Source organism: Novosphingobium sp. 18050 (assembly GCF_902706195.1).
GTDB lineage: Bacteria > Pseudomonadota > Alphaproteobacteria > Sphingomonadales > Sphingomonadaceae > Novosphingobium.
In genome coordinates this window covers 136,907-161,366 of sequence record NZ_CACSJO010000003.1, presented here as the reverse complement: position 1 = coordinate 161,366, position 24,460 = coordinate 136,907, and the positions used below count along the sequence as shown (strand labels likewise).

Genomic DNA, 24,460 nt, shown 5'->3' with positions numbered 1-24,460 from the left:
TCGTCAGAAGTTGAAGCGGACTTCTCCGCCGATGATGCGCGGTTCGTTGAGCATCGCGGTCAGGTTGTTGAAGTCGATCGCGCCGACGACGCGGATCTGGTTGGTGATGTTGCGGGCGAATGCGGCAACCTCGTAGCCCCGCTTGTTGTCGCGGTAGCCTGCGCGCAGGCCGCCTTCGAGGAACGCCTTGCCGGTGAACTCGACCGAATCGTACAAGAAGAGGTTGATCTTGCTGCGGTACGACCAGTCCGTATAGGCGAAGATCTCGTTGTCGTTGCCCAGCGGCACGGCATAGCGCAGCGTCGCGTTGCCGATCCAGCGCGGGGCCTGCGGCAGGCGGTTGCCATTGATCGAGGCTAGCGTGGTCCCGCCGACGGTGATCAGCGGATCGGTGACGGTGCAGCCACCGCCGCAAGGCGCGACGTAGAGGTCACGGTCCTTCAGTTCGGTGTGGTTGTAGCTGCCGCCCAGCGTCAGCACGAGGTTCTCGAGCGGGGTGGCCGAGAACTCCGCCTCGACGCCGTAGCCGATCGCCTTGCGGGCATTCATCAGCTGCGTCACGTTCGTGCTGCCGCCGACGGCGGTGAGCTGGATGTTCTTCGTGTCGAAGTAGTATCCGTCGAGCGCGAAGCTGAACAGGCCCGGCTGTTCGCCCTTGAAGCCGATTTCGTAGGAGGTCGTCGTCTGCGGCTTGGCCATCGTCGCGACGCCGGCGGCGGTGTCGTTCTTCAGGGCCGCACCGAGGTAGCCCGAGGCCACGCGGGCATAGACGCTGGTGAAGTTCGACAGCTTGTAGGTCGCGCTGCCGTCCCACGACCACTTCGAACCCTTGGCAGAGCCGGTCGATATGCCGGTGGTGGCATTGATGTCGTCGCCGTCGACCAGGACGCTCCAGCGCTTGTCATGCGACCAGCGCACACCGCCGCGCAGGATCAGCGAATCTACCGGGGTGTACTCCACCGAACCGAAGAAGGCGTAAGTCTCATTGTCGAGGTGTGCGATGCTGGTGGGCGTGTAGGAGTTGTTGTCCGCCCAGGAGCCGCTCTCGTTCTCGAGGTTCTGGTTGAAGTAGTACGCGCCCGCCTGGAAGCTGACGTCGCCGAACTTCTTCGAGGCGAAGCGCAGTTCCTGCGAGAATTCCTTCGGCGTCGTGGTGCCGCCGGTCTGCACCTGGAACGGCACGATGCCCGGGTAGCCGCCGTCGATGTCCCCGCGCGAGAATACGCTGGCGCGCTCCCAGGCGGTGATCGAGTAGAGCGAGCCCAGGCCGTCGAACTCGTAGCTGGCCTGGACGTTGGCGCCCCAGCTTTCCAGCGTCTGCGGGTTGGAGCCGTTCTGGGCGGTATGTTCGATGTCGTAGCCATCGACCAGATCGTTGGTGCCCGGCTTGATCGCGTTGGCGCGGAACAGGCGCGCAGAGCCCTTCAGCGAGCGGGCATGGGCGTTGACGAGGATGTCCAGCGGGCCGTCCTCATACTCGAACTGAATGCGTCCTGCGTAGTCCTGATAGCCCTCGAAACTGCGCTCGTTGATGGTCTGGGCGTAATCGTTCTTCACCCAGTCGTCGCGGCGCTGGACGAGGCCTGCGACGCGAAAGCGCAGCTTGTCGGTCAGCGGCGCGCCGACGGCGGCTTCCAGGTTCACGGTGTTGTAGGTTGCCCAGGATGCGCTGACGTGGCCGTCCAGTTCCTCGGACGGGCGCTTGGAAGTCAGCTTGACCACGCCGGCCGGGGTGTTGCGGCCGAACAGGGTGCCCTGCGGTCCCTTGAGTACTTCGACGTTCTCTAGGTCGAAGGCGGGGAAGGCCTTGAGCATCGGGCTTTCCAGCGCGACGTTGTCATAGACCACCGAAACCGGCTGCGCGGCGTCGGCGCTGAAGTCGGTATTGCCCAGGCCGCGGATGTAGAAGCGCGGGAAAGTACGGCCGAAGGAGGATTCGATCTGGAGGCTGGGTACGCGGGAGGACAGGAAGCGGATGTCCTGGCCACTGGAGTTGAGCACGTCCAGCTTCTCGCCCGAGAGCGCCGATACGGCGATCGGCACATCGACGGCGCGTTCCGAACGGCGGGTCGCGGTGACGACGATGGCACCGCCAGTGACGCCTTCGTCCACGGATGCGCCGGCGGGTGCGGCGTCCTGCGCAATGGCGGGAACGGCACAGGCCGCCGTTACGGCAAGGACCGACACTGCCGTAAACCGGCGCAAGCGAGCAGAATTCATGAATACCCCTGAGATCAGCTATATTTTGGCGTGAGGCCGGATAGGCGCTCACGCCAAATCCAGCAAATGCAATGATGTGAACGCAGCGTTGCCAAAAACACTGCGGCATATCTGGCGCTGGAGGCGGTCGGCAGCGACCAACTTCTTCCGATCATTCGGAAAATTCTGCCTGGCGGAAGGAGAGCTGCCCGATCTCATTCAGGGCGTGATCCATCCTCAAGATGTACCGAAAGGCAATCCGAGGATGGAGGATATCGAACACTCAATCGCCGCTGCGAGCACGCAGCGGCGAATTTCAGGTGGTGTTATACGTCGAGGTTGGCGACGTTCAGCGCGTTTTCCTGGATGAAGTCACGGCGCGGTTCGACGATGTCGCCCATCAGTCGGGTGAAGATTTCGTCGGTGACGTCGGCGTCTTCCACCTTCACCTGCAGCAGGATGCGGTTGTCAGGGTCGAGCGTGGTTTCCCAAAGCTGCTCGGCGTTCATTTCGCCAAGGCCCTTGTAGCGGGCGATCGACAGACCCTTGCGGCCGGTGGCCAGCACCAGTTCGAGGAGCTGGCTTGGACGGGTGATGACCTCGTCGCCCTTGGTCAGACGGATCGCGACCGGTTCGTTCGCCTCGTCATCGGATGCCGTCTCGGCCTCCTGCTCGATGGCTTCCGTAACTGCGGTGGCGCGCACGAAGCGGGCGCTGCCGGAATAAACCTCGGCATTTTCCGCAGCCAGACGGGCGAGCTTGCGGCCTTCCGCGCTGGTGAGGAAGCTGGCCTCGATCTTGTGGTGGTCGGTGACGCCGCGCCACAGGCGCTCGATCTCGACGTTGCCGTCTTCGGTGAGGGCGGCGCTCCAACGGGCTTCGGTGTCGCCGCGCTGCAGCCAGGCGGCGGTTTCCGTCAGGGCGGTGCGGCGCTCTTCGGCGCCAAGGTCGGTTTCGAGGGCACCCGAAAGGGCCAGCGCCTCGATCAGCACCGAATCGTAGCGGCGCGGGACGAAGGCCATCAGGTTGCGCATGCGGATCGCGTGCTCGACCAGTCCTTCGAGGTCACGCCCCAGACGGGCACCGCCAGAGGTTTCGAGTACACGGCCATTGGTGCCCGCTTCAACCAGATAGCGATCGAGCGCGGCGGCGTCCTTGAGGTAGACTTCCGAGCGGCCCTTGGCGACCTTGAACAGTGGCGGCTGGGCGATGAACAAGTGCCCCGAGCGGATGATCTCGGGCATCTGGCGATGGAAGAACGTCAGCAGCAGGGTGCGGATGTGCGCACCGTCGACGTCTGCGTCGGTCATGATGACGATCTTGTGGTAGCGCAGCTTGCCCAGGTTGAAATCGTCGCGGATGCCCGTGCCCATGGCCTGGATCAGCGTGCCGACTTCCTTGGACGAGATGATCCGATCGAAACGCGCACGCTCGACGTTGAGGATCTTGCCCTTGAGCGGCAGGATCGCCTGCGTCTTGCGGTCACGGCCCTGCTTGGCGGAGCCGCCTGCGGAATCGCCCTCGACCAGGAACAGTTCGCACTTGCTGGGATCGCGCTCCTGGCAGTCGGCGAGCTTGCCGGGCAGGCTCGCGATGTCCATCGCGCCCTTGCGGCGGGTCAGTTCGCGGGCGCGCTTTGCGGCTTCGCGGGCCGCTGCGGCGTCGATGATCTTCTGAACGATCGACTTGGCGTGGCCGGGGTTTTCCTCAAGCCACTCGTTCATGCGGTCGGCCATCAGGCTTTCCAGCGGCTGGCGCACTTCGGAGCTGACCAGCTTGTCCTTGGTCTGCGACGAGAACTTGGGATCGGGCAGTTTGACCGAGACGATCGCGGTCAGGCCTTCGCGCATGTCGTCGCCGGTCAGCGTGACCTTCTCCTTCTTGAGGAGGCCGGTCTTCTCGGAATAATTGTTGAGCGTGCGGGTCAGCGCGGCGCGGAAAGCGGCGAGGTGGGTGCCGCCGTCACGCTGCGGGATGTTGTTGGTGAAACACAGGACGTTCTCGTAGTACGAATCGTTCCATTCCAGCGCGACGTCGATGCCGATGCCGTCGCGCTCGGACGAGATCGCGATCGGTTCCGCCAGCAGCGGCGTCTTGTTGCGGTCCAGGTACTTCACGAAGGCGCCGATGCCGCCTTCATAGAACAGGTCGTGTTCCTTGGTTTCCTCATGGCGGTTGTCGCGCAGGAGAATGCGCACGCCCGAATTCAGGAAAGCGAGTTCGCGGTAGCGATGCTCCAGCTTGTCGAAATCGAAGTCGAGGACGTTCTTGAACGTATCCGTCGAGGCGAGGAAGGTCACGCGGGTGCCCTTCTTGAAGCCCCGGGCGTCAGGGTTCTGTTCGACCTTGGGAGCAGGGCCGGTCACGATGAGCGGCGCTACGGCATCGCCGTGCGCGAACTTCATCCAGTGTTCCTCACCGTCGCGCCAGATCTTCAGTTCCAGCCATTCGGACAGGGCGTTGACCACCGAGACGCCGACGCCGTGCAGGCCGCCCGACACCTTATAGGCATTGTCATCCGAGGTGTTCTCGAACTTACCGCCCGCGTGGAGCTGGGTCATGATGACTTCGGCGGCGGAGACGCCTTCCTCGGCGTGAATGCCGGTGGGGATGCCGCGGCCGTTGTCTTCCACCGAGACGGAGCCATCGGCGTTGAGTTCGATCAGGACGAGATCGCAGTGGCCTGCGAGTGCTTCGTCGATGGCGTTATCGGAAACCTCGAACACCATGTGGTGCAGGCCCGAACCGTCGTCGGTATCGCCAATGTACATGCCGGGGCGCTTGCGGACCGCATCGAGCCCCTTGAGCACCTTGATCGAGTCAGCGCCGTACGCGTTCTGGTTCTTGCCGTTTTCGGGCCGGGTATCATCAGTGCTAGCCATGCCGAGCATATAGGGTTTGCGCCCGCGTAACCCAAGCGAAACCGGCGCTGGCACGGGTCTTTTCCACAAGGGTGCGTGCGAGGGCCTGCGCCGGACGCCGTGGGCGCCGTGCGAGGGCATGTGTGCCATCGCCAGTCGGGTCGTGGGCGCGGGCTTCGTTGCGCTCTGTTGCGGGCGCTTGGTCTGGGGGAGGGCGCGGATCGGTCCGCCGCGTCTGGGGCGCCGGTTGTCCCGAATGGGCCGGGGAGAGGGATGCTTTTGGCCGGGGCATGCGTTTCGATTACGTAATCCCACCAGAAGAGAGCGCGAGACGACATTCCGTGACAGTGCAGCAGGCCCACCTATGGGGCATCAAGGCGGCCCAGGAAGGGCTGCCGATTTCCAGCAATCCCTACCGAAATCCGGAGTCCCGCGCAGCCTGGGAGGCTGGTCACCGCAAGGATATCTTCGCGCCGCGCATGCACCGGGCTGTCTGGGCGCTTGATTGAATTGGCCTGACGTGCCTGGCCTGAAACGCAAAAGGGCGGCCGCAAGGCCGCCCTTCTCGTGGGTATCGGTTTCCTACCTGAATCTCTGGCCCGGCACAGGGCTTTCAATTCAGGTGCCTGAAATCAGGCCAAGGTAAGCGCGAAGGCCAGGGCGCTGGCGCCCAGGGCTGCGGCAAAACCGAACGTCCGGTGGACGATGGTCATTGGTATGCTCCTGCAAACACTTTTATCGTTTTATCGCATGCACGGCGCTTTTGGTCGCTCATGTTGCAGTGCGGCAAATAGGGTTGCGCAAAAATTGCGCAAATTCAAAAGCAGCAAGTCCGATTGCATATTTCACAATTATGACAGTGAATGCTTGCAAGGAGTTCAATCGTGATATCGCCAAAATCGCCATTTTGCAGGACATTTAATACAGTGGCAAAGTCTGCAACTCAGTTTTGTTCGCACGTTCATGACGTCTGTCCGAAATGTAAAGAGGCTGGTTGAGTGGCGACATGCCTAATTTTTAGGCACACCCGGCCGGGGCGGCTTTAAGCATCTTGCGAAATACATCCTGATCGGCAGCAGGGCGCCTGCCGTGGGATGCCGTCCGTCTGCCTTGGGAATCGTGTGGTTGAACGAGGCGGATCATCGCCGGGGCTGGACAGAAAACGCGCGCGCGACTAGTGGCCCGCCATGAATAGCCAGTCCTCCGAATCCGTCCTGATCGTCGACTTCGGCAGCCAGGTGACCCAGCTCATCGCGCGCCGCGTGCGTGAAGCAGGCGTCTACTCCGAAATCGCCCCCTTCAACGCCGCCGAAGAAGCCTTCGCGCGTATGAACCCGACGGGTATTATCCTGTCAGGTTCGCCGGCGTCCGTCCTCGACGAGGCCGGTCCGCGCATTCCTGAGGTGATCCTCGAAAGCGGCCGCCCGATCCTGGGCATCTGCTACGGCCAGCAGTCGCTGATGCATCAGCTCGGCGGCGAAGTGACCGGCGGCGACGGCGGCGAATTCGGCCGTGCGTTCATCGAGATCGCCGATGAATGCGCGCTGTTCAACGGATTGTGGAACGTCGGCGAGACGCATCAGGTGTGGATGAGCCACGGCGACAAGGTGACCACCCTTGCTCCCGGCTTCCGCCCGGTCGCTTCCAGCCCCGGCGCGCCTTACGCGGTGATCGCGAACGACGAGAAGCGCATCTACGCCATGCAGTTCCACCCCGAGGTGGTCCACACCCCGGACGGCGGCAAGCTGCTGAAGAATTTCGTGCGCCACGTATGCGGCATGTCCGGCGACTGGACGATGGCGGAATTCCGCAAGACCAAGATCGCCGAAATCCGCGCTCAGGTTGGCGACAATCGCGTGATCTGCGGCCTTTCCGGCGGCGTCGATTCGGCGGTTGCGGCGGTGCTGATCCACGAGGCGATCGGCGACCAGCTCACCTGCGTTTTCGTCGACCATGGCCTGATGCGCATGGGTGAAGCCGAGCAGGTGGTTTCGCTGTTCCGCGGCCACTACCACATCCCGCTCGTCCACGTTGATGCCTCCACCTTGTTCCTCAAGGGCCTGGAAGGCGTCACCGACCCGGAAGCCAAGCGCAAGTTCATCGGCAAGACCTTCATCGACGTCTTCGAGGACGAGGCGAAGAAGATCGGCGGCGCGCAGTTCCTGGCACAGGGCACGCTCTACCCCGACGTGATCGAATCGGTCAGCTTCACCGGCGGCCCTTCGGTGACGATCAAGAGCCACCACAACGTCGGCGGTCTGCCCGAGCGCATGGACATGAAGCTGGTCGAGCCGCTGCGCGAACTGTTCAAGGATGAAGTGCGCGCACTGGGCCGTGAACTGGGCCTGCCGGACGTCTTCGTCGGCCGCCACCCGTTCCCGGGACCGGGCCTTGCCATCCGCATCCCCGGCGAAGTCAGCCGCGATCGCTGCGACATCCTGCGCAAGGCTGATGCGATCTACCTCGAGGAAATCCGCAATGCGGGTCTCTACGATGCGATCTGGCAGGCATTTGCGGTGCTGCTGCCGGTCAAGACCGTGGGCGTCATGGGTGACAGCCGCACGTACGACAATGTCTGCGGGCTGCGCGCCGTCACCTCGACCGACGGCATGACCGCCGACATCTATCCCTTCGACGCCTCGTTCCTGAGCCGGGTTGCGACCCGCATCATCAACGAGGTCAAGGGCATCAACCGCGTGGTCTACGACTACACCAGCAAGCCCCCCGGCACGATCGAGTGGGAGTAACCGTTACCCCTGCTTCGCCTGCGGACCGCGACGATGTCGTGGCCCTGTGGCGCGAGGCGGGGCTGACGCGGCCATGGAACGATCCCGTGGCCGATTTCGACCTGGCGCTGGCCGCTCCTGCCTCCGCCGTGCTGGCGGCGAAAGTGGATGGCCGGCTGGCGGGCAGCGTGATGGTCGGTTTCGACGGCCATCGCGGCTGGGTTTACTACCTCGCGGTATCGCTTTCGCAGCGGGGCGAGGGATTGGGCCGCATGCTGATGCAGGCGAGCGAGCGCTGGCTGGACCAGCGCGGCTGCCCCAAGATCCAGCTTATGGTGCGCACAGGCAATGCCGATGCGCGCGGCTTTTATGCCGCACTCGGATATGACCTTCAGGACGTCGTGACGATCGGGCGCAGGCTCGACGGCAACGCGTAGTCGCGCTCTCTGCGCCCGGGTGATCCACGGGCGCTGGGCGGTAGAACACGCCCTTTCAACATTATCCTTGAGCTTTATCGTTTCCGCGTGCGACGAATGGCAGAACTGAGGTGTGGGATTCCGCTTGCCGTGCTGTCATCAAGGGCAGTGGATGGCGGCGAGACTCCCGATATCCTGGGTCGCGGGACAGCACTCGCATCAAAAGTCGCGGTTATTCGCCGCGGCAAGCGGGTGGATACGAAAAGGAAAGTACGGATTGGGCGTGTCGACTATTACGCTGGCTATCATGCTGGCGAGTGCGGGGCCGACTTCCCAGGACGACGGTGACACCAGGGTGGTGCGCGATATGGCGGTGCGCGATGCGCCGATGCTTGCCCTGGCCGAGCAGCCGGTGCTCGTTTCCGCGCCGCCGTCCGAAGTCGGAGCGCAGGCGGAGGAAGAACCCGCCGCCGCGCCGCCCGAAGTGCCCGGAGAAACCGTGCCGCCCCCGGCCGGCGCTCCTGCCGACACTCCCGCTGAGGCTTCCGCGCCGGCGGAAGGCGACAACGTCATCATCGTCAACGCCAGTCCCCGTCATATCCGCGCCGATCCGCTGTCGGCCATCAACGTGGCGACGTTCGAGGCGGTTACTGCCGTCGACAAGGCGGTGGTTGCGCCGGTCGCCGGGAACTATGAGAAGATTGTGCCGAAGCCGGTCCGCAACGGCCTGCGCAACGTGCTCATCAATCTGGCCGAGCCGATCGTCTTCGTGAACTACCTGCTCCAGTTCAAGCCGGGCAAGGCAATGGAAACGCTCGGCCGCTTCGGCATCAACAGCACCATCGGCGTTGCCGGCCTGTTCGATATGGCCAAGCGCAAGCCCTTCCATCTGCCCTATCGCCAGAACGGGTTCGCCAATACCTTCGGCTATCACGGCATCGGCAACGGGCCTTACCTGTTCCTGCCGGTGCTGGGCCCGACGACGGCGCGCGATCTGGTGGGCCGCGTGCTGGACCTTTCCATCGTACCGACCATCTTCGGCAGCCCATTCAACAAGCCGGTCTACGCCATCGGCACGGGCACGGTGAAGTCGCTGAACGACCGGGTCGAGTTCGACGAACAGATCACCGCCAGCCGCGCTGCAGCCGATCCTTACGTGGCAACGCGCGACTTTTACCTGAAGCGACGCCAGGCCGAGGTCAACGCGCTGCACAGCGCCGAATACCGGGCGCGAAAGGGTATCCCCGATCCGGTCCTGCCGACGATCCCGCCGCATGTGAACGACAATGCCCCCAAGGGCAGCGACGCCGCGCGGCCGACCGTTTCCATCCCCAGTTCCACGGGCATGGCCCCGGCCGCGCCCGCGCCGGAGGCGCCGGTATCGGGAACGCCTGCTCTGCCCCCGGCGGCGGAGACGGTCCCGGCGCCGTAAAGCATCTCAGGCCGGTCGCCGCCGCCACGGCCAGTCGGTGATCCCGGCGGACCACAGCGGCCACCAGATCAGCACCGGCTGCAGCGCCAGGCGCGGGACGTGGTAGCCAAGTCCCAGACCATGGGCGGGCTTAGCCATGTCGATCAGCATGTGTTGGACGTTGGCGGGCCAGACGCATAGCGCATAGGCGGCAAGGCCCCAGCCGGCTGCCCTGCGCAGGGCGGGTGACAGAGGCTGGAGCAGTCCGGCCGCTCCCGCGATTTCCGCAAGGCCGGTCAGCGCGACCACCAGTGTTGGCAGGGGCACCCACGAGGGCACTATGCCGACGAACGGCGCCGGCAGGGCGAGGTGGAGCACGCCGGCGGCCGCATAGAGCACGGCCAGCACGGCGCGGGAGGGGGTACGGCGGTTCATCGCGCGCACCATGCTCCAGAAACGTGCGGCCGCGAAGCCGCACGATGGTGGGTTTTCGAATTGCGATCCGCGAGGATCAGTAGTCGAACTTGATCGTCACCCCGTAAGTAGCCGGCGCGGCGCGGTTGGTGGTGGCGCCGAGGCCGGTCGAGATCTTCTGCTGGAAGTATTTGGTGCCGGTGATGTTCTTGCCCCACACCTCGACGCCCCAGTTCTCGGTGAGCCAGTAGGCGACCGAGCCATTGAGCAGCGCGTACTTCTTCTGGCGCAGCAGACCGTCCGATTCGAACGGGAAGCCGCTGTTGTAGCTTCCCAGCAGACTGAAACGCAGTTCTCCGGTTTCGTTGACGGGAACGGTCAGGCTGGTGCCCACGCTTGCCGTGAAGTCCGGCGCGCCGGGGGTCTGAAAGCCCGAGGCATTGCCGAAGCAGGTCGTGAGGCCGCCCGAGTAGGGGCCTGTCGTAGTACCGGGATCGGCGGTGCCGGTCGCGTTGCAGACCGCCGGGTTGGGGTAGATGAACGGCGCCTGGTAGGTCGATCCCGGCTTGCCGAAGTTACTGAAGCGCGAATCGAGCCAGGTGAAGCCGCCGAAAATGCGCAGGTTCTTCATCGGCGCGGCGTCGAACTCGACATCGACACCGTCGACTTTCACCGAGGCGGCATTGAGCAGCACCGCCGCACCGATCGCTCCGGCTGCTGCCGATCGGATCTGGTAGTTCGAGATGTCATAATGGAAGGCCGATGCGTTGAGGCGTAGGCGGCGGCCGAACAGTTCCGACTTCACGCCTGCTTCGTAGGCATTGATATACTGGGGCTGCACGGGTGGATTGGTCGGGCTTTGCAGCGAGTAGGTGCCTGCCTTGAAGCCTCGGTTGTAAGATGCATAGAGGCTGATATCGTCGGTCAGTTCCTGCCGGACGGCAAGGCGATAGGTGAACTTGCCGTAGTCGATGCTGTCGTTGGTCGGAGTGAATGCGCCCAGCGTGTTGTTGGCCACGAGATAGACCCCGCCGCCCAGTACGCGCTTGTCCTTGGTGTAGCGGACGCCGCCGATGACCTGCGTGGTGGGGGTCAGCTTGTAGCTGAGTTCGCCGAAGGCGGCGTAGCTGTCGGTATTCAGGGTCGCGTCGATGAAGGTGCCGCCGTTCACCCCGCCGGCCGCCAGGCCCCGGAAGCGCGAGGCGTTGTCGACTTCCGAGCGCAAGTAGAACGCGCCGATCTGCCAGCTCAGTGGGTCGGTATCGGCCGAAGCGAGGCGCAATTCCTGCTGGTAGGCGCGCGAGCCCGATTCGAAGGTGATGCGCAGCCACGGGATCTGCGTGGCGTCGACGTCGAAGTCGGAATTGTTCTTGCTGTCGCGCAAAGACGAGATGCTGGTCAGGTTCGCGAAGCCGAGGTCGGCCTCGATAGTGGCGCTTACGCCCCAGGATTTCAGTTTGGTGAGCGAATACTGGTCCGCTGCGGTGTCCAAGCTGCCCACCGAATAGATTGGGCCGGTGAGGCCGCGCACAGGAAAGTCCTGATCCACCGACCAGGCGATCGCGGTGTTGTCGTCATTCTTGTAATAGTCGCCGGCCAGCGTGACCTTAACCGCGTCGCTGGCGCGCCAGACCAGCTTGGAGCGGGCGCCCCAATACCGCATCTTCTTTGTGTCGCGATTCAGGGTGATGTTGCGGCCCCAGCCCTTGCTCTGATCGTAGCCGGTCAGCGCCAGATCCATCGAGACGTTCTCGGTTACCGGGCCGCCGACGTAGAGCTTGCCCTGAACGGTCTGGTAGTTGCTGTAGCCGGCCTCGCCCTGCGTTTCGAAGACGTCGCCGGGTTCCTTGGTGATGATGTGGATGAGGCCGCCAAAGGCGTTGCGGCCGAACAGCGTGCCTTGCGGGCCTTTCAGCACCTCGATCCGGGAGATGTTGTTGAACTGGGTGACGGTGCCCGAAAGGTCGGGGATGTAGACGCCGTCGACGTAGAATGCGTTGGAACCCTCGTCACCGACCGAGGCATTGGTGGTGCCCACGCCGCGCACGAAGAACAGCCCGCTCGCGCCCGAGCGCTGGAAGTTCACGGAAGGCACGACCTGGCTCAGGCTGTTGGTGTCGTTCACGCCTGCGCGGCTGAGCGCATCGGCGGTGACGGCGGCGATGGCGATCGGCACTGCCTGAAGGTTTTCTGCGCGGCGCTGGGCGGTAACGACGATTTCCTCAAGCGCGCCGGCCTGCACCTCCGCAGGCGGCGTAGCCTGCGCGAAGACCGGGGTAGAAAGGGCCAGCGTGCTTGTCGATGCAGCGGCGAGCCATGCATGCAGCCGCAGACGTTCGGGGCGATATGCCATCGTGTTCTTTTCCTCCTCCAGGGCGCCGCAATATTATTTTTCCGGGTCGCCATTCAGACTTCATGTGCGCATCGGAAGCTGGGCTTCCGTTTGGCACTCCATCCGTTTCAATCTTGCACATTATCGGCGGCTGTACACCCGTCAAGTACGCCGCAGCCTACTGGAACGGCGGTTCCAGTTGCCCTCAGGGGCAGAGTATTTCAGCGAAAACGGGTGCTAAATGCCTGGAGGCGAGGTGGGATCGCCGCTGCGATCTTGTCTCGCGCGCAAAAGAAGAGGGCCGGAAGCCAGGCTTCCGACCCTCATCTTGAGGAAACTGCTATAAGGTCAGTTCGCGGCAGGAGCCTTGCGGTAGGGCACGAAGTCCTGAAGGCCGACGAAGCCGTTCCACATGTTGCCGACGCTGCGATCGTGCAGTTGCACGGTATCGAGTCTGCACAACTGCGACGTATAGAGCTTCGTCACCATGATATCGTCGTTGTCGAGCCGGTCGGCATTGGTCGGCCGGTTGACGTAGAGGGTGCCGCCGACCCGGTAGACGATCGCGGTCTTGTCGATCACGGTCGTGTTCTGGGTCTGCGAGTAGGGGATGCAGTTCACCGGCTTGCCGGCTTCGCGCCCATCCAGCATCTTGGCGAGCTGTTGCTCCCCGGTCAGCTTGGTACGGGCATCGACGGCAGGAGCGGCAAGCATGGCGGCGCCGACAGCGAATGTCGCGGCGATCGCAAGCTTCTTCATGGCCTTGTTCCTTTCCAACGCACCCCGTGTCGTCTCATATATGGCACGATTCGGCTGAACTGTTGCTGACCGGAAAAAGCGCCTCAGGCGGTGCCGCCCACAGTCAATCCGTCGATCAGCAGCGAGGGCTGGCCTACGCCGGCCGGCACGCTCTGCCCGCCTTTGCCGCAGACGCCGACGCCCCGGTCCAGTTCGAGGTCGTTGCCAATCGCCTTGACCCGGGTTAGCACCGAAGGTCCGTCGCCGATCAGCGTCGCGCCCTTGATCGGAGCGCCCAGCTTGCCGTTCTCGACCATGTAGGCCTCGGTGCACGAGAACACGAACTTGCCCGAGACGATGTCGACCTGTCCGCCGCCGAAGCTCTTGGCGAAAATACCCTTCTTCATGCCTGCGAGCATTTCGGCGGGATCGTCGTTTCCGCTTTTCATGAAGGTGTTGGTCATGCGCACCTGCGGGGCGTGGGCATAGTTTTCGCGGCGGCCGTTGCCGGTGGGCTCGGCGCCCATCAGGCGGGCGTTGAGGCGGTCCTGCATGTAGCCCTTGAGGATGCCGTCCTCGATCAGCACGGTTTCGCGCGTGGGCGTGCCCTCGTCGTCGATGGTTAGTGACCCGCGCCGTCCGGGGATCGAGCCATCGTCGACGATGGTGACGCCGCTGGCGGCCACGCGCTCGCCGATGCGGCCAGAGAACGCCGAGGTGCCCTTGCGGTTGAAATCGCCTTCGAGGCCGTGGCCGATCGCCTCGTGCAGCAGCACGCCGGGCCAGCCGGGGCCGCACAGAACGGGGAATTCACCGGCGGGTGCGTCGATGCTTTCAAGGTTCACGAGCGCCTGCGCGAGCGCGATGTCGATGCCTTCGTTCCAGGTCTCGGGCTTGAACAGGTCGTCGTAGAGGAAGCGGCCGCCCATGCCGAACGAGCCGGTTTCGCGCCGTCCGTTGCTTTCCGCGACGATCGAGACGTTGAGGCGCACCAGCGGGCGTACGTCGGTGGCGATGTAGCCGTCGGGCCGGACGATCTCGACCACCGACCACGAACCGGAAAGGCTGGCGCTGACCTGCGAGACGCGCGGATCGCGTGCGCGCGCCGCTGCGTCGATGGCCTCCAGCAGGCGCACCTTCTCGGCAAAGCCCACGAGGTCGAGCGGGGAGGCATCGGTATAGAGCTTGGCGTTGGTGCGCACCGGCGGCAGGGCGCGCGGACCCTTGGCGGGGTCCAGCAACCGGAGCGTCTCCCCGGCGCGGCGGATGGCGGCGGGAGAAATCTCGTTGGCATGGGCGAACCCGGTCATCTCGCCCGATACGCCGCGCAGGCCAAAGCCCGCATCACGCGAATAATCGGCGGTCTTGAGCCGTCCGTCGTCGAAGCCGAAGGCCTCGCTGGCGACGAACTGCATGAACAGTTCGCCGTCCTCGCAGGACTTCAGCGTCTCGGCGGCAAGCGCCTGTGCCTCTTCGGGCGAAAGCTGGGCGTAGAGGAGCGAGCGCGGATCAGTCATGGTCATGCCTCCGATATAGGAGGCATGTCGCTCGCAGGGAAGGCTAGAGCATTTTCAGGTCAGGCGGAAATACCGGCCGGCTTTGAAAATGCGCCAAAGCAAAAGTTGATCAGGCGGCCTGCTGGTCCGAGGGGCCGCCCTTGAGCACGAAGCGGCGGTCGCAGTAGCCGCATTCGACATAGCCCTTCTCATCGATTTCCAGCCACACGCGCGGATGGCCAAGGGCTGCGCCGCCAGGGATGTCGGTGGCCCCATCGCAGGAGACGCGGTGGGAATCGGTGAAGACGGTTTCGGGCGAGTTCATGGAATGGCCGATTACCAAGGCTTCAAAGGAATTTCCAGACGGCAATTGCGCCCGACCGTCAGCATGAACGGCCGGGCGCATGAACCGTCAGGCCGGGACGGCGAGAGCGCTGGCTTCTGCCAGTGCTGCGGCAACCGCCTTTTCGCGCGTGTCGGCGTCGATGGCGAGGCCCTCTGCCAGCACGAAGGTGGGGTTGGTGATGCCCATGAAGCCCAGGACGGCGCGCAGGTAGCTTTCAGCGTGCTCGACGGCGGCGGCGGGCTGGCCTTCGCCGTAGTAGCCGCCGCGGGCGAGGGCGACGAAGACCTTCTTGTCGCCGGCCAGACCCTCGGGGCCTTCAGCAGTGTAGCGGAAGGTCTTGCCCGCGATTGCCACGCGGTCGATCCAGGCCTTGAGCTGAGTGGGGATCGTGAAGTTGTACATGCCGGCGCCGATCACGAGAATGTCGGTATCGAGGAATTCGGCCAGTTCGGCGTTGCTCTCGGGCGCGCCCAGCACGTCGAGCGTGAGATGGGGCAGCGGCGCGGCCGCGAGGTCGCGGTAAGTGACTTCGATCGACGCGTCGGCGTTGGTCAGGGCGCCGACGATCGCGGCGGAAATGGCGCGGGTGGCCGAATTGTCGCCGAGGATGCTGGAGTCGAGATGGAGAAGCTTCATGATGAAGGAACCTTCAGTCTGGAAAAATGACCAGGTCTAGCTATGTTGCCAGGGTAGCGGCGCCAAGAGCGCATATTTTGGGGACCTGGTACCATGAAGCTGACCACCCTCGACGAAGCTGATCAGGCCCCGGTCGTCTCTCCTCTCACCGTTTCTCCTGGCCCCATTTCTTCTGGCTCTGCGCCCAGGCACGACCCTGCCAGCAAGGACTGCCGCCTCGTTGGCGACATTCTCAGCCGGGTGGGGGACAAGTGGTCGATGCTGGTCGTGATGACGCTGCTCGACGGGCCCCTGCATTTCAACGAGTTGAAGCGGGCGATCCGGGGTGTGTCGCAGCAGATGCTGTCGCGCACCGTGCGCGCCCTGGAGCGCGACGGACTGGTGGCGCGCACCGTTCACGTGGGCGTGCCGGTGCGGGTCGAATACGCGCTCAGCGATCTGGGGCGTTCGCTGTCGGGTCCGGTGAAGGAGCTGAGCACCTGGGCCGTCGAAAACGGCACGACGATCGAGGGAAGCCGGAAGATCTACGACGGTGCGCACGACGGTTGAGATTTCATCGCCCCGGGCCTGATCCGCGGCGACGGAGGATTTCAGGCGGGCGCGAACTTTACATGCAGGTCGGCCAGGCCGCGAATGATGTAGCTCGGCTCATAGGCAATGCGCCGCGCGTCCGCCGGGCCATGGTGCGCCTCGTCGAGCGTGATTGCGCTGGTATGTTCAAGAAAGCGGTCGAGGATGACCGCCACTTCGGCCCGGGCGAGCGGGGCTCCGGCGCAGGTATGGGCGCCGCGTCCGAAGGCCACATGCTCCCTGATCCGCGGGCGACCCAGGCGGAATTCCTCGGGTGCTTCCCAGCGCCTCGGGTCGCGGTTGGCAGCCGATAGCGAGATCACCACGCGCTTGCCTGCCGGGATCGCCGTATCGCCGATGCTGGTGGCGCGACGGGCGATGCGGAAGGTCGCTTTGGTCGAGCCCTCGATGCGCAGCACTTCCTCCAGGAACGGGCCGATCAGCTTGCGATCTTCGCGCAGTGTCTGTTGAAGGGCCTGATCCTCGCAGAGGCGGCGCAGGGCGTTGCCGATCAGCTTGGCGCTGGTGTCCTGCCCGGCGGCGAAGAGAAACATCGCCGATTTCACCACTTCCATCGCGTCGGGCGTCGAGCCGTCGGGGAGTTTCGCGTTCGCCATCTCGGTCATCACATCGTCCTGCGGCAGGGCGCGGCGCTCGGCGATGTAGCGGGCGAAGTAGCCGGCCATGACCATCAGAGGGTGGATGCTCTGGCTTTCGGGCGCGTCCATGTTGCCCGGGGGCGGGGCGTCATCGATGAGCTGGCGGAAAGCCTCGCGGTCGTCCGCCGGAACGCCCAGAAGGTCGGCGATGACCATGGTGACGAAGGGCGTCGCCACCTCGGCCACCAATTCGCACCCGCCCGCCGTGACCGCACCGCGCACCAGATCGTCTGCGTAGGTGCGCATGAAGGCCTCGTTGGCCTTGAGGCGCGAGGGTGTGAACAATGGGTTGAGCAGCGAGCGCGCGGCAGCATGCTTGTCGCCGTCATAGGCGACCATCAGCTCCATCTCGCCGCTGGGCGTGGCCGCGAGCAGGGCGGAGATATCATCGCTCTCCACCGCGAAAGGCAGGGGCGTCAGCGGGTCGGGGTTCAGCCACGAGGAGAAATCGCGGGTGTTGAGGAGCACTTCCAGCGCCTCGGCGAAGCCGGTGACGATCACCACGTCCTCGCGGCTGCCTATCTGGTAGACTGGGCCGTGGACGCGGATCGTCTCGAAATAGTCGTAAGGGTCTAGCAGGACCGAGCGATCGGTGAAATAGTCCTTCTCGGCGACGGGCGGCGTTTTTACGGAAACTGGGCTGGCCATGGTTCTCTCCCGAGGTGCGGCCATGTTTGACCTGCACTTAGTGATATAGTGTGTATCATATCCTCATAGGGAACACAGGTCAACGTACTCCAGGCGCTTCGCGCGCTCTTTACGCGGAGGCGTTCTGGGCCCAAATGCAGCGTTATGAGCACGTCCTCCCCCGCAATCGCCATCCGTGACCTCGTCAAGCGCTACGCCCCCGCCGGCAGCGGAGAGGGCAAGCTGGCGCTCAAGGGGGTGTCGTTCGACGTGCCCGAGGGCGGCATTTTCGGCCTGCTGGGCCCCAACGGCGCAGGTAAGTCGACGCTCATCAACATCCTCGCGGGCATGGTGATGAAGACCTCAGGTTCGGCCGAGATATGGGGCTTCGACATCGACCGCGACAGCCGCAACGCCAAGCGCTCGATCGGGATCGTGCCGCAGGAGATCGTCTTTGATCCCTTCTTCACGCCTTTCGAGGTGCTGGAGATCCAGGCGGGCCTCTACGGCATCACCAAGGCGCTGCGCCGCTCGGAAGAACTGCTGCGTGCGGTGCATCTGGCGGATAAACGCGACGCCTATGCGCGCACGCTGTCGGGCGGCATGAAGCGCCGCCTGCTGATTGCCAAGGCGCTGGTTCACCAGCCGCCGGTGCTGATCCTCGACGAGCCGACGGCCGGTGTCGACGTGGAACTGCGCCGCCAGTTGTGGGAACTTGTCACCGAACTCAACCGCGAAGGCGCCACGGTGGTGTTGACCACGCACTACCTCGAGGAGGCCGAGGAGCTATGCGATCGCATCGCCATCATCAACCACGGCGAACTGATCACCAACAAGCCCACCCGCGAACTGGTGGGCATGGCGCGTGAGAAGATCATCGTGTTGACGATGGATCGCGACGTCGGTGCTCTGCCGGCGCATCCCGGCTTCGTGAAGTGCGTGAAGACGGGGGAGCGCGTGCTGGAGATCACATACGACAAGGACCGCAGCAATGCGGGCGAAATCCTCTCGGCGATGCAGGCGCAGGGCTTTGCGATCGTCGACGTGACGACGCGCGAGGCGGATCTTGAGGATGTGTTCGTCAGCCTGACGAGCGAGGCGCGCGCGGACGCCTGATTCGCGGCGAACCCGAACTGGGAGCTTCCGTTTCAGGTTACCGTTTGACGCGGGTTTTCAAACAGAAGCTCGATTGCAAAACGCGATTAAAATTTGTTCATGATGTGCGATTGAGGCTTGAAGCAGAGATTCTGCTGTTGCTGGATTGTGTCCACTATTTGCCATAGGAAATGGCAGAAGTGTAAAGCTATGTAAAATCACTTAGCCGCCGCTAGTCTTTGCGTCATCAAGTTTCCACACGCCCTTTTTCTTGCGGCGGATAGTTTTTCCGCAACTTCTACAAGTTCCAACGTAACCAATACCATCCCATTTAACGTCGGAACGCGTTGGTTCGTGCCTATTGGCAAAGCATAACGGAATCATGATTGCCACGTTTATAGGACCTTTGGTGCGCTGCGACAGCTGACTGAACTAATTTTAACGGTCGTCAAGGGTAGTAATCGTTGCCGATTACGAGTCTTGTCATAGTTTTGATTTGATACAGAATAATATGGCGCGCCGCAACATGGCACATAGATTTCCGCTTCAAGAGTTCGATTGAAAATAGGTTGCAACCGGCGGTAACCATTTCGAAAAAGCCGCGCCGGGGCGGAACTCGGCACAGGTGCTTCATGACGCAGACGCAGCATGGCGCGGAAAACCTGTTTTCACCTGGTTCCCGGAGGGGCTCTAACAGTTGCGGTTTCGGCTGGTGCGGGGCTAGGAGGCGTCATGGAAACGCAATCTGGGTTCCCCCCCCACGCATTCGACGCGCTCGTGATCGGTTCCGGCGCCGCAGGTCTCACGGCCGCTCTTGCCCTGGCTGACAAGGTCAAGGTCGCGGTTCTTGCCAAGGGCGGACTTGCCACCGGGTCGACCGCCTGGGCGCAAGGGGGGATCGCTGCCGTCCTCGATGCTGCTGATACGTTCGAGGAGCATGTGCGCGACACCATGATCGCAGGCGCGGGCCTCAACCGGCGCGAGACGGTGGAGTTCGTGATCGAGCGGGCGCCCCATGCGATCGAACGCCTGATCGAGTTGGGGGTGCCGTTCAATACCGAGGGTAACGGCCTGCACCTCACCCGCGAGGGCGGCCATTCGCATCGCCGCATCGTCCACGTCGCCGACGCGACCGGCTGGGCGGTGCAGCAGGCTCTGCTCAAGGCGGCGGAGGCCCATCCCAACATCACCCTGTTCCCAGGCCGCTCGTGCATCGATCTGATCACCGGACGGCATGAGATGCGCTATTCGGGCTCGGGCCGGATTTGGGGCGTCTATGCCCTCGACGAGCAGACCGGTCAGGTCGAGGCCTTCACCGCGCGCGCCACCGTGCTGGCGACGGGCGGAGCGGGCCGCGTCTACCAGTTCAGCACCGCACCGCGCGGGGCCACGGGTGACGGCATCGCCATGGCCTGGCGTGCGGGTGCGCGCGTCTCCAACATGGAGATGATGCAGTTTCACCCGACCTGCCTTTATAATCTGGAGGTCAAGAACTTCCTGATTACGGAGGCCGTGCGCGGCGAGGGCGGGCACCTCATCAACCCGCGCACCGGCAAGCGTTTCATGACCTTCTACGATCCCGAGCGGCTGGAACTGGCCCCGCGCGACATCGTCGCCCGCGCGATCGATTCGGAAATCAAGCGCTTCGGCCTCGACTATGTCCACCTCGATATCAGCCACCAGCCCGAGGCGTTCGTGAAGGAGCACTTCCCGAACATCTACGAGAAGCTGCTGGAACTGGGCATCAACATGACGAAGGAGCCGATCCCGGTCGTGCCGGCGCAGCACTACACCTGCGGCGGCGTGCTGGTCGACCTCGATGGGCGTACCGATCTGCCGGGGCTCTATGCCGCCGGGGAATGCACCGAAAGCGGACTGCACGGCGCCAATCGTCTCGCCTCGAACTCGCTGCTGGAATGCTTCGTCTTCGGCGAGGCGGCCGCTGCCGATATCCTGGCGCAGTGGGGCAGCTTCGACGAGCCGCCAGCGGTGCGCTCATGGGATGCGAGCCGGGTTACCGATTCCGACGAGGAAGTGGTCATCAAGCAGAACTGGACCGAAATCCGCCGCTTCATGTGGAACTACGTGGGCATCGTGCGCACGACCAAGCGACTGGAGCGGGCCATGCACCGCATCCAGATGCTGAACGGCGAGATCGAGGAATACTACCGCCACTTCCGCGTCTCGACCGACCTGATCGAACTGCGCAACCTGCTGCAGAGCGCCGAACTGATCGTCGATTCCGCTCTCAGGCGGCATGAGAGCCGGGGGCTGCACTATACCCTCGACTATCCCGGCATCGATGCCGAACCGCTGGACACCGTGCTGGTGCCCTGAGCGGCGGGTTGCAAATCCGGCATAGCCGGATTTGCGGCGACCTGCCTGCTCTCCGGCGAGTTGTCAGAAGCCGATGTGGAGCACGCGGCCCAGGAAAATCAGCGCCATCGCACCCAGTATCGAGGCGAGGCAGCCACCACGGCTGAATTCTTTGCTGCCCCGGCTAGTGACGAGGCCGGCGAGCAGCGAGCCGCCGATGCCTAGCAGGATCGTCGAGATCCAGCTCATGGGCACAGGGCCCCAATAGATAAATCGCGCGAGCCAGCCGACGATGAGACCGCTGATAATGGCACCGATGATGTTCAACATGATTGGCTGATACTCCCCTTGCGCCGCGATAGCGCGTTCGCAACCAGCGCCTACAATGACCTAGTGACGGTCAGGTTGCACGCCCTGCTTGCTAGCGGTGCAGTTGACTGGCCGGCGGAGCCCCATGACGCCGTCGTGACCCACGCCTGACAAGGTGCTGACCGGGCGACGGCAGCCAGCCAGTTTCCCTGATTCGGTTCGTCGCAAGGGGGATTCGTCCTGTCGGCAATTTATGTGGAAAAATTTTCCCGCCCGGAGCGTGATTTAGCCTCTTGCGTTGATGCCCGCACGAGGACTTCCCACGCGTCGCGGCCGGTGCCCGGCAGCGAATGCGGCCATGTCGCGGTGCTCTGGTCGTCGCACGCCCTCTTGAACCTTTCGGTGGAAAGGGCACTATAGGTGGTGTCGCGCCGGTCGAGGGGCCTCAATACCTAGGGATGTCATGCTGGGCCGCAAAGCCCGCACCGGATATCCAGAAGGTTTGGGGCATACCCCTTGTACCAAGGCGCGCGAACCGCCTGGCAGGGACTTTTCTGTTCTTTATTCGTACTGGAAATGGTGGACCGAGCGCCTGACGCTCGCCGACTCGCTTCCAGTCAGCCGGACTGTTCGAGAATAGTAGTGAACTCGCCTGATGGCGGTTCGATGACGTGATTTAGAAGCTCGGGGGCACCAGTGGATTTCAGGAACGGAAGCGACGGTCAGGTGTCTGATTCGGATAACTCAGGCGTGACGCACGCCGGCTCGGCGCAGGTCGAGATGGAGGGGCTGTATACATCGAGCCCCGCTTTGGATCCCGCCCGCCCCCGGCAGCAAAAGGAGACGGGCAAGCGCCCGGCAGTCGCCATGGACAAGACCGATACCGCAACGGCCGAACTGGTCGCCGAGACGATTGCGGCGGCGATGAAGCCGGAAAACCTCGCGCCGCGCGATTCCAAGACGATCAATGCGCGCCGCTTCACTATCGTTACCGATCATGCGCGCGACGCCCTGCTGACCGATTTCGGCAAGGAAACGCTGGACGACCGCTACCTGCTCCCCGGTGAGAAGTACCAGGACCTGTTCGCCCGCGTCGCGGATGCGTACTGTGACGATCAGGACCACGCCCAGCGCGTCTACGACTACATCTCGAGGCTGTGGTTCATGCCCGCCACCCCCGTTCTCTCGAACGGTGGCACCGGACGCGGCCTGCCGATCTCGTGCTACCTGAACTCGGTCGACGACAGCCTTGAGGGCATCGTCGCCACCTGGAACGAGAACGTCTGGCTCGCCTCGCGCGGCGGCGGCATCGGCACCTACTGGGGCAACGTGCGCGGCATTGGCGAGCCGGTCGGCCTCAACGGCAAGACCAGCGGCATCATTCCTTTCGTGCGCGTGATGGATTCGCTGACCCTCGCGATCAGCCAGGGTTCGCTGCGCCGTGGTTCGGCGGCCTGCTACCTCGACGTCTCGCACCCCGAGATCGAAGAGTTCCTCGAAATCCGCAAACCGTCGGGCGACTTCAACCGCAAGGCGCTCAACCTGCACCACGGCGTGCTGCTGACCGACGAATTCATGGAAGCCGTTCGTGACGGCGCCGAATTCAAGCTGCGCAGCCCCAAGGACGGTTCCGTGCGCGGCAAGGTCGACGCGCGCTCGCTGTTCCAGAAGCTGGTCGAAGTGCGCCTCGCCACCGGTGAGCCATACATCGTCTTCTCCGACACCGTGAACCGCATGATGCCTAAGCATCACCGCGACCTCGGCCTCAAGGTCTCGACCTCGAACCTGTGCTCGGAAATCACCCTGCCCACGGGCCGCGACCACCTCGGCAACGACCGTACCGCGGTGTGCTGCCTGTCCTCGCTCAACCTGGAGACCTGGGAAGAGTGGAAGGGCGAGAAGCGCTTCGTCGAAGACGTGCTGCGCTTCCTCGACAACGTCCTGCAGGACTATATCGACCGCGCACCGAACGAGATGGCCCGCGCCAAGTACTCCGCCGAGCGTGAGCGTTCGGTCGGCATGGGCGTGATGGGCTTCCACTCCTATCTGCAGAAGCGCGGCATCGGCTTCGAAAGCGCGATGGCCAAGGCGCTGAACCTGCAGATGTTCCAGTACATCAACCAGAAGGCCAACGAGGCCTCGATGATGCTGGCCAAGGAGCGCGGACCGTGCCCCGACGCCGCCGACATGGGCGTGATGGAGCGTTTCAGCTGCAAGATGGCGATCGCGCCCACCGCGTCGATCTCGATCATCTGCGGCGGCACTTCGGCCTGCATCGAGCCGATCCCGGCCAACATCTATACCCACAAGACGCTCTCGGGCAGCTTCGTGGTGAAGAACCCCTACCTTGAGAAGCTGCTCGCCTTGAAGAGCAAGGATTCCAACAACGTGTGGAATTCGATCCTCGAGCATGGCGGTTCGGTCCAGCACCTCGACTTCCTGACGGCCGACGAGAAGGCGGTCTACAAGACCAGCTTCGAGATCGACCAGCGCTGGCTGCTCGAATTCGCCGCCGACCGCACGCCTTACATCGACCAGGCGCAGTCGCTGAACCTGTTCATCCCGGCCGACGTCGACAAGTGGGACCTGATGATGCTGCACTTCCAGGCATGGGAGCGGGGTATCAAGTCGCTCTACTACCTGCGCTCGAAGTCGGTGCAGCGCGCGGGCTTCGTGGGCGGCGTGGAAGCGGACAACACCAGCGAACTGGCCAAGTTCGAACTCGCGGCCACCACCGATTACGACGAGTGCCTTGCCTGTCAGTGATCTGACGGACCCAGAGTTCCACCGAGAGCGGCCTTCCGGGTAATCGGGGGGCCGTTTTCGTTTTGCCGTGCGCGGCCGCTTCCGGTGCGGGCGGCTGTTGACGGGCACCGGATTTGACGCAAACGTCCGCGTGTTGGTTGAAAGAGAGTTTCCCGAAGATGAAATCGAGAAAGCTGGCCTGCCTGGCCCTGATCGCTCCGCTGGGATTTCTTCCTGTGGCTGCCGATGCCAGTTTCTACACCGGCGACGACCTCTACAAGGCGTGCTCGGCGGAACGGGGCAGCAAGGAATATGTCGAGAAGACCTATGAATGCATCGCCTATGTCACGGGCGCGATCGATGCTTTCAATACCACGCGCAAGAGCAACAAGCTGAACAGCTGCATTCCCGGCGATGTGACCATCAGCCAGCTCAGAGCCGCGACGGTCGATTATCTTCAGGACAACCCGAAGAGCCGCAAGGAATCCGCAGCCGACCTGGTGTTCGCGGCGACGCGCAAGGAGTGGCCCTGCCGCAAGCGGAAGTAGGGGCCGGGTCGGTCCA

Annotated in this window: 18 protein-coding genes; 8 read left to right on the top strand and 10 right to left on the bottom strand. The window is 63.6% G+C overall.

Annotated features, from left to right (window positions below; all coding sequences use genetic code 11):
• Window positions 1-3 precede the first annotated feature (3 nt).
• Together GVL61_RS05015 and gyrB are read right to left on the bottom strand one after the other, a co-directional pair.
• On the bottom strand, window positions 4-2,220 hold the full coding sequence (locus GVL61_RS05015) for a TonB-dependent receptor (RefSeq protein WP_159977625.1): 2,217 nt from the start codon (window positions 2,218-2,220) through the stop codon (window positions 4-6).
• A gap of 305 nt (window positions 2,221-2,525) precedes the next feature.
• Complete coding sequence (gyrB, locus tag GVL61_RS05010; RefSeq protein ID WP_159977623.1) at window positions 2,526-5,081, bottom strand: DNA topoisomerase (ATP-hydrolyzing) subunit B; 2,556 nt, start codon at window positions 5,079-5,081, stop codon at window positions 2,526-2,528.
• Window positions 5,082-6,247: 1,166 nt separating this feature from the next.
• Here gyrB and guaA point away from each other — a divergent pair.
• The 3 genes from guaA (at window position 6,248) to GVL61_RS04995 (ending at window position 9,634) form a co-directional block, all read left to right on the top strand.
• Window positions 6,248-7,807, top strand: coding sequence for a glutamine-hydrolyzing GMP synthase (gene guaA, locus GVL61_RS05005; RefSeq protein ID WP_159977621.1), 1,560 nt, complete (start codon window positions 6,248-6,250; stop codon window positions 7,805-7,807).
• Complete coding sequence (locus tag GVL61_RS05000) at window positions 7,798-8,223, top strand: GNAT family acetyltransferase (RefSeq protein WP_159977619.1); 426 nt, start codon at window positions 7,798-7,800, stop codon at window positions 8,221-8,223. The genes guaA and GVL61_RS05000 overlap by 10 nt, the downstream gene beginning before the upstream one ends.
• A gap of 262 nt (window positions 8,224-8,485) precedes the next feature.
• Window positions 8,486-9,634: a VacJ family lipoprotein gene (locus tag GVL61_RS04995; RefSeq protein WP_200844669.1), complete on the top strand. Its 1,149-nt coding sequence runs from the start codon at window positions 8,486-8,488 to the stop codon at window positions 9,632-9,634.
• 6 nt (window positions 9,635-9,640) lie between these two features.
• On the opposite strand, the gene GVL61_RS04990 is transcribed toward GVL61_RS04995, so the two are convergent.
• The 6 genes from GVL61_RS04990 to GVL61_RS04965 all read right to left on the bottom strand — a co-directional run bounded on the left by GVL61_RS04990 (window position 9,641) and on the right by GVL61_RS04965 (window position 15,575).
• Window positions 9,641-10,048, bottom strand: a complete 408-nt coding sequence (locus tag GVL61_RS04990; RefSeq protein ID WP_159977617.1) for a DoxX family protein — start codon at window positions 10,046-10,048, stop codon at window positions 9,641-9,643.
• 76 nt (window positions 10,049-10,124) lie between these two features.
• The gene (locus GVL61_RS04985; RefSeq protein ID WP_159977615.1) at window positions 10,125-12,380 is read right to left on the bottom strand and encodes a TonB-dependent receptor; all 2,256 of its coding nucleotides are present in this window, start codon (window positions 12,378-12,380) and stop codon (window positions 10,125-10,127) included.
• 327 nt (window positions 12,381-12,707) lie between these two features.
• Window positions 12,708-13,118, bottom strand: a complete 411-nt coding sequence (locus GVL61_RS04980; protein ID WP_159977613.1) for a hypothetical protein — start codon at window positions 13,116-13,118, stop codon at window positions 12,708-12,710.
• 83 nt (window positions 13,119-13,201) lie between these two features.
• Window positions 13,202-14,620, bottom strand: coding sequence for a metalloprotease TldD (tldD, locus tag GVL61_RS04975; protein ID WP_159977611.1), 1,419 nt, complete (start codon window positions 14,618-14,620; stop codon window positions 13,202-13,204).
• Window positions 14,621-14,723: 103 nt separating this feature from the next.
• Window positions 14,724-14,918 carry a zinc-finger domain-containing protein gene (locus GVL61_RS04970; protein ID WP_043978924.1) on the bottom strand — a complete coding sequence of 65 codons (195 nt, stop codon included), beginning with the start codon at window positions 14,916-14,918 and terminating at the stop codon, window positions 14,724-14,726.
• Window positions 14,919-15,005: 87 nt separating this feature from the next.
• Window positions 15,006-15,575 (bottom strand): FMN-dependent NADH-azoreductase, encoded by a 570-nt coding sequence (locus tag GVL61_RS04965; protein WP_159977609.1) that lies wholly within the window; start codon window positions 15,573-15,575, stop codon window positions 15,006-15,008.
• A 93-nt stretch (window positions 15,576-15,668) separates the two neighbouring features.
• Between GVL61_RS04965 and GVL61_RS04960 the strand changes: the two genes are divergently transcribed.
• Window positions 15,669-16,124 (top strand): helix-turn-helix domain-containing protein, encoded by a 456-nt coding sequence (locus tag GVL61_RS04960; protein WP_159977607.1) that lies wholly within the window; start codon window positions 15,669-15,671, stop codon window positions 16,122-16,124.
• Window positions 16,125-16,165: 41 nt separating this feature from the next.
• Here the strand turns inward: GVL61_RS04960 and GVL61_RS04955 are convergent, their stop codons facing one another.
• Window positions 16,166-17,452: a cytochrome P450 gene (locus GVL61_RS04955; protein ID WP_159977605.1), complete on the bottom strand. Its 1,287-nt coding sequence runs from the start codon at window positions 17,450-17,452 to the stop codon at window positions 16,166-16,168.
• A gap of 144 nt (window positions 17,453-17,596) precedes the next feature.
• Here GVL61_RS04955 and GVL61_RS04950 point away from each other — a divergent pair, with 144 nt between their 5' ends.
• Entirely contained in the window at window positions 17,597-18,547 is a 951-nt protein-coding gene (locus tag GVL61_RS04950; protein ID WP_159977603.1) for an ABC transporter ATP-binding protein, read from the top strand.
• A gap of 711 nt (window positions 18,548-19,258) precedes the next feature.
• On the top strand, window positions 19,259-20,863 hold the full coding sequence (nadB, locus tag GVL61_RS04945) for an L-aspartate oxidase (RefSeq protein ID WP_159977601.1): 1,605 nt from the start codon (window positions 19,259-19,261) through the stop codon (window positions 20,861-20,863).
• Between the two features lie 63 nt (window positions 20,864-20,926).
• On the opposite strand, the gene GVL61_RS04940 is transcribed toward nadB, so the two are convergent.
• Window positions 20,927-21,172: a GlsB/YeaQ/YmgE family stress response membrane protein gene (locus GVL61_RS04940; protein WP_159977599.1), complete on the bottom strand. Its 246-nt coding sequence runs from the start codon at window positions 21,170-21,172 to the stop codon at window positions 20,927-20,929.
• 846 nt (window positions 21,173-22,018) lie between these two features.
• On the opposite strand from GVL61_RS04940, the gene GVL61_RS04935 reads away from it, so the two are divergent.
• On the top strand, window positions 22,019-23,917 hold the full coding sequence (locus GVL61_RS04935; protein ID WP_235037538.1) for a ribonucleoside-diphosphate reductase subunit alpha: 1,899 nt from the start codon (window positions 22,019-22,021) through the stop codon (window positions 23,915-23,917).
• Window positions 23,918-24,054: 137 nt separating this feature from the next.
• Window positions 24,055-24,444 carry a Rap1a/Tai family immunity protein gene (locus tag GVL61_RS04930; RefSeq protein ID WP_235037529.1) on the top strand — a complete coding sequence of 130 codons (390 nt, stop codon included), beginning with the start codon at window positions 24,055-24,057 and terminating at the stop codon, window positions 24,442-24,444.
• Window positions 24,445-24,460: the final 16 nt, after the last annotated feature.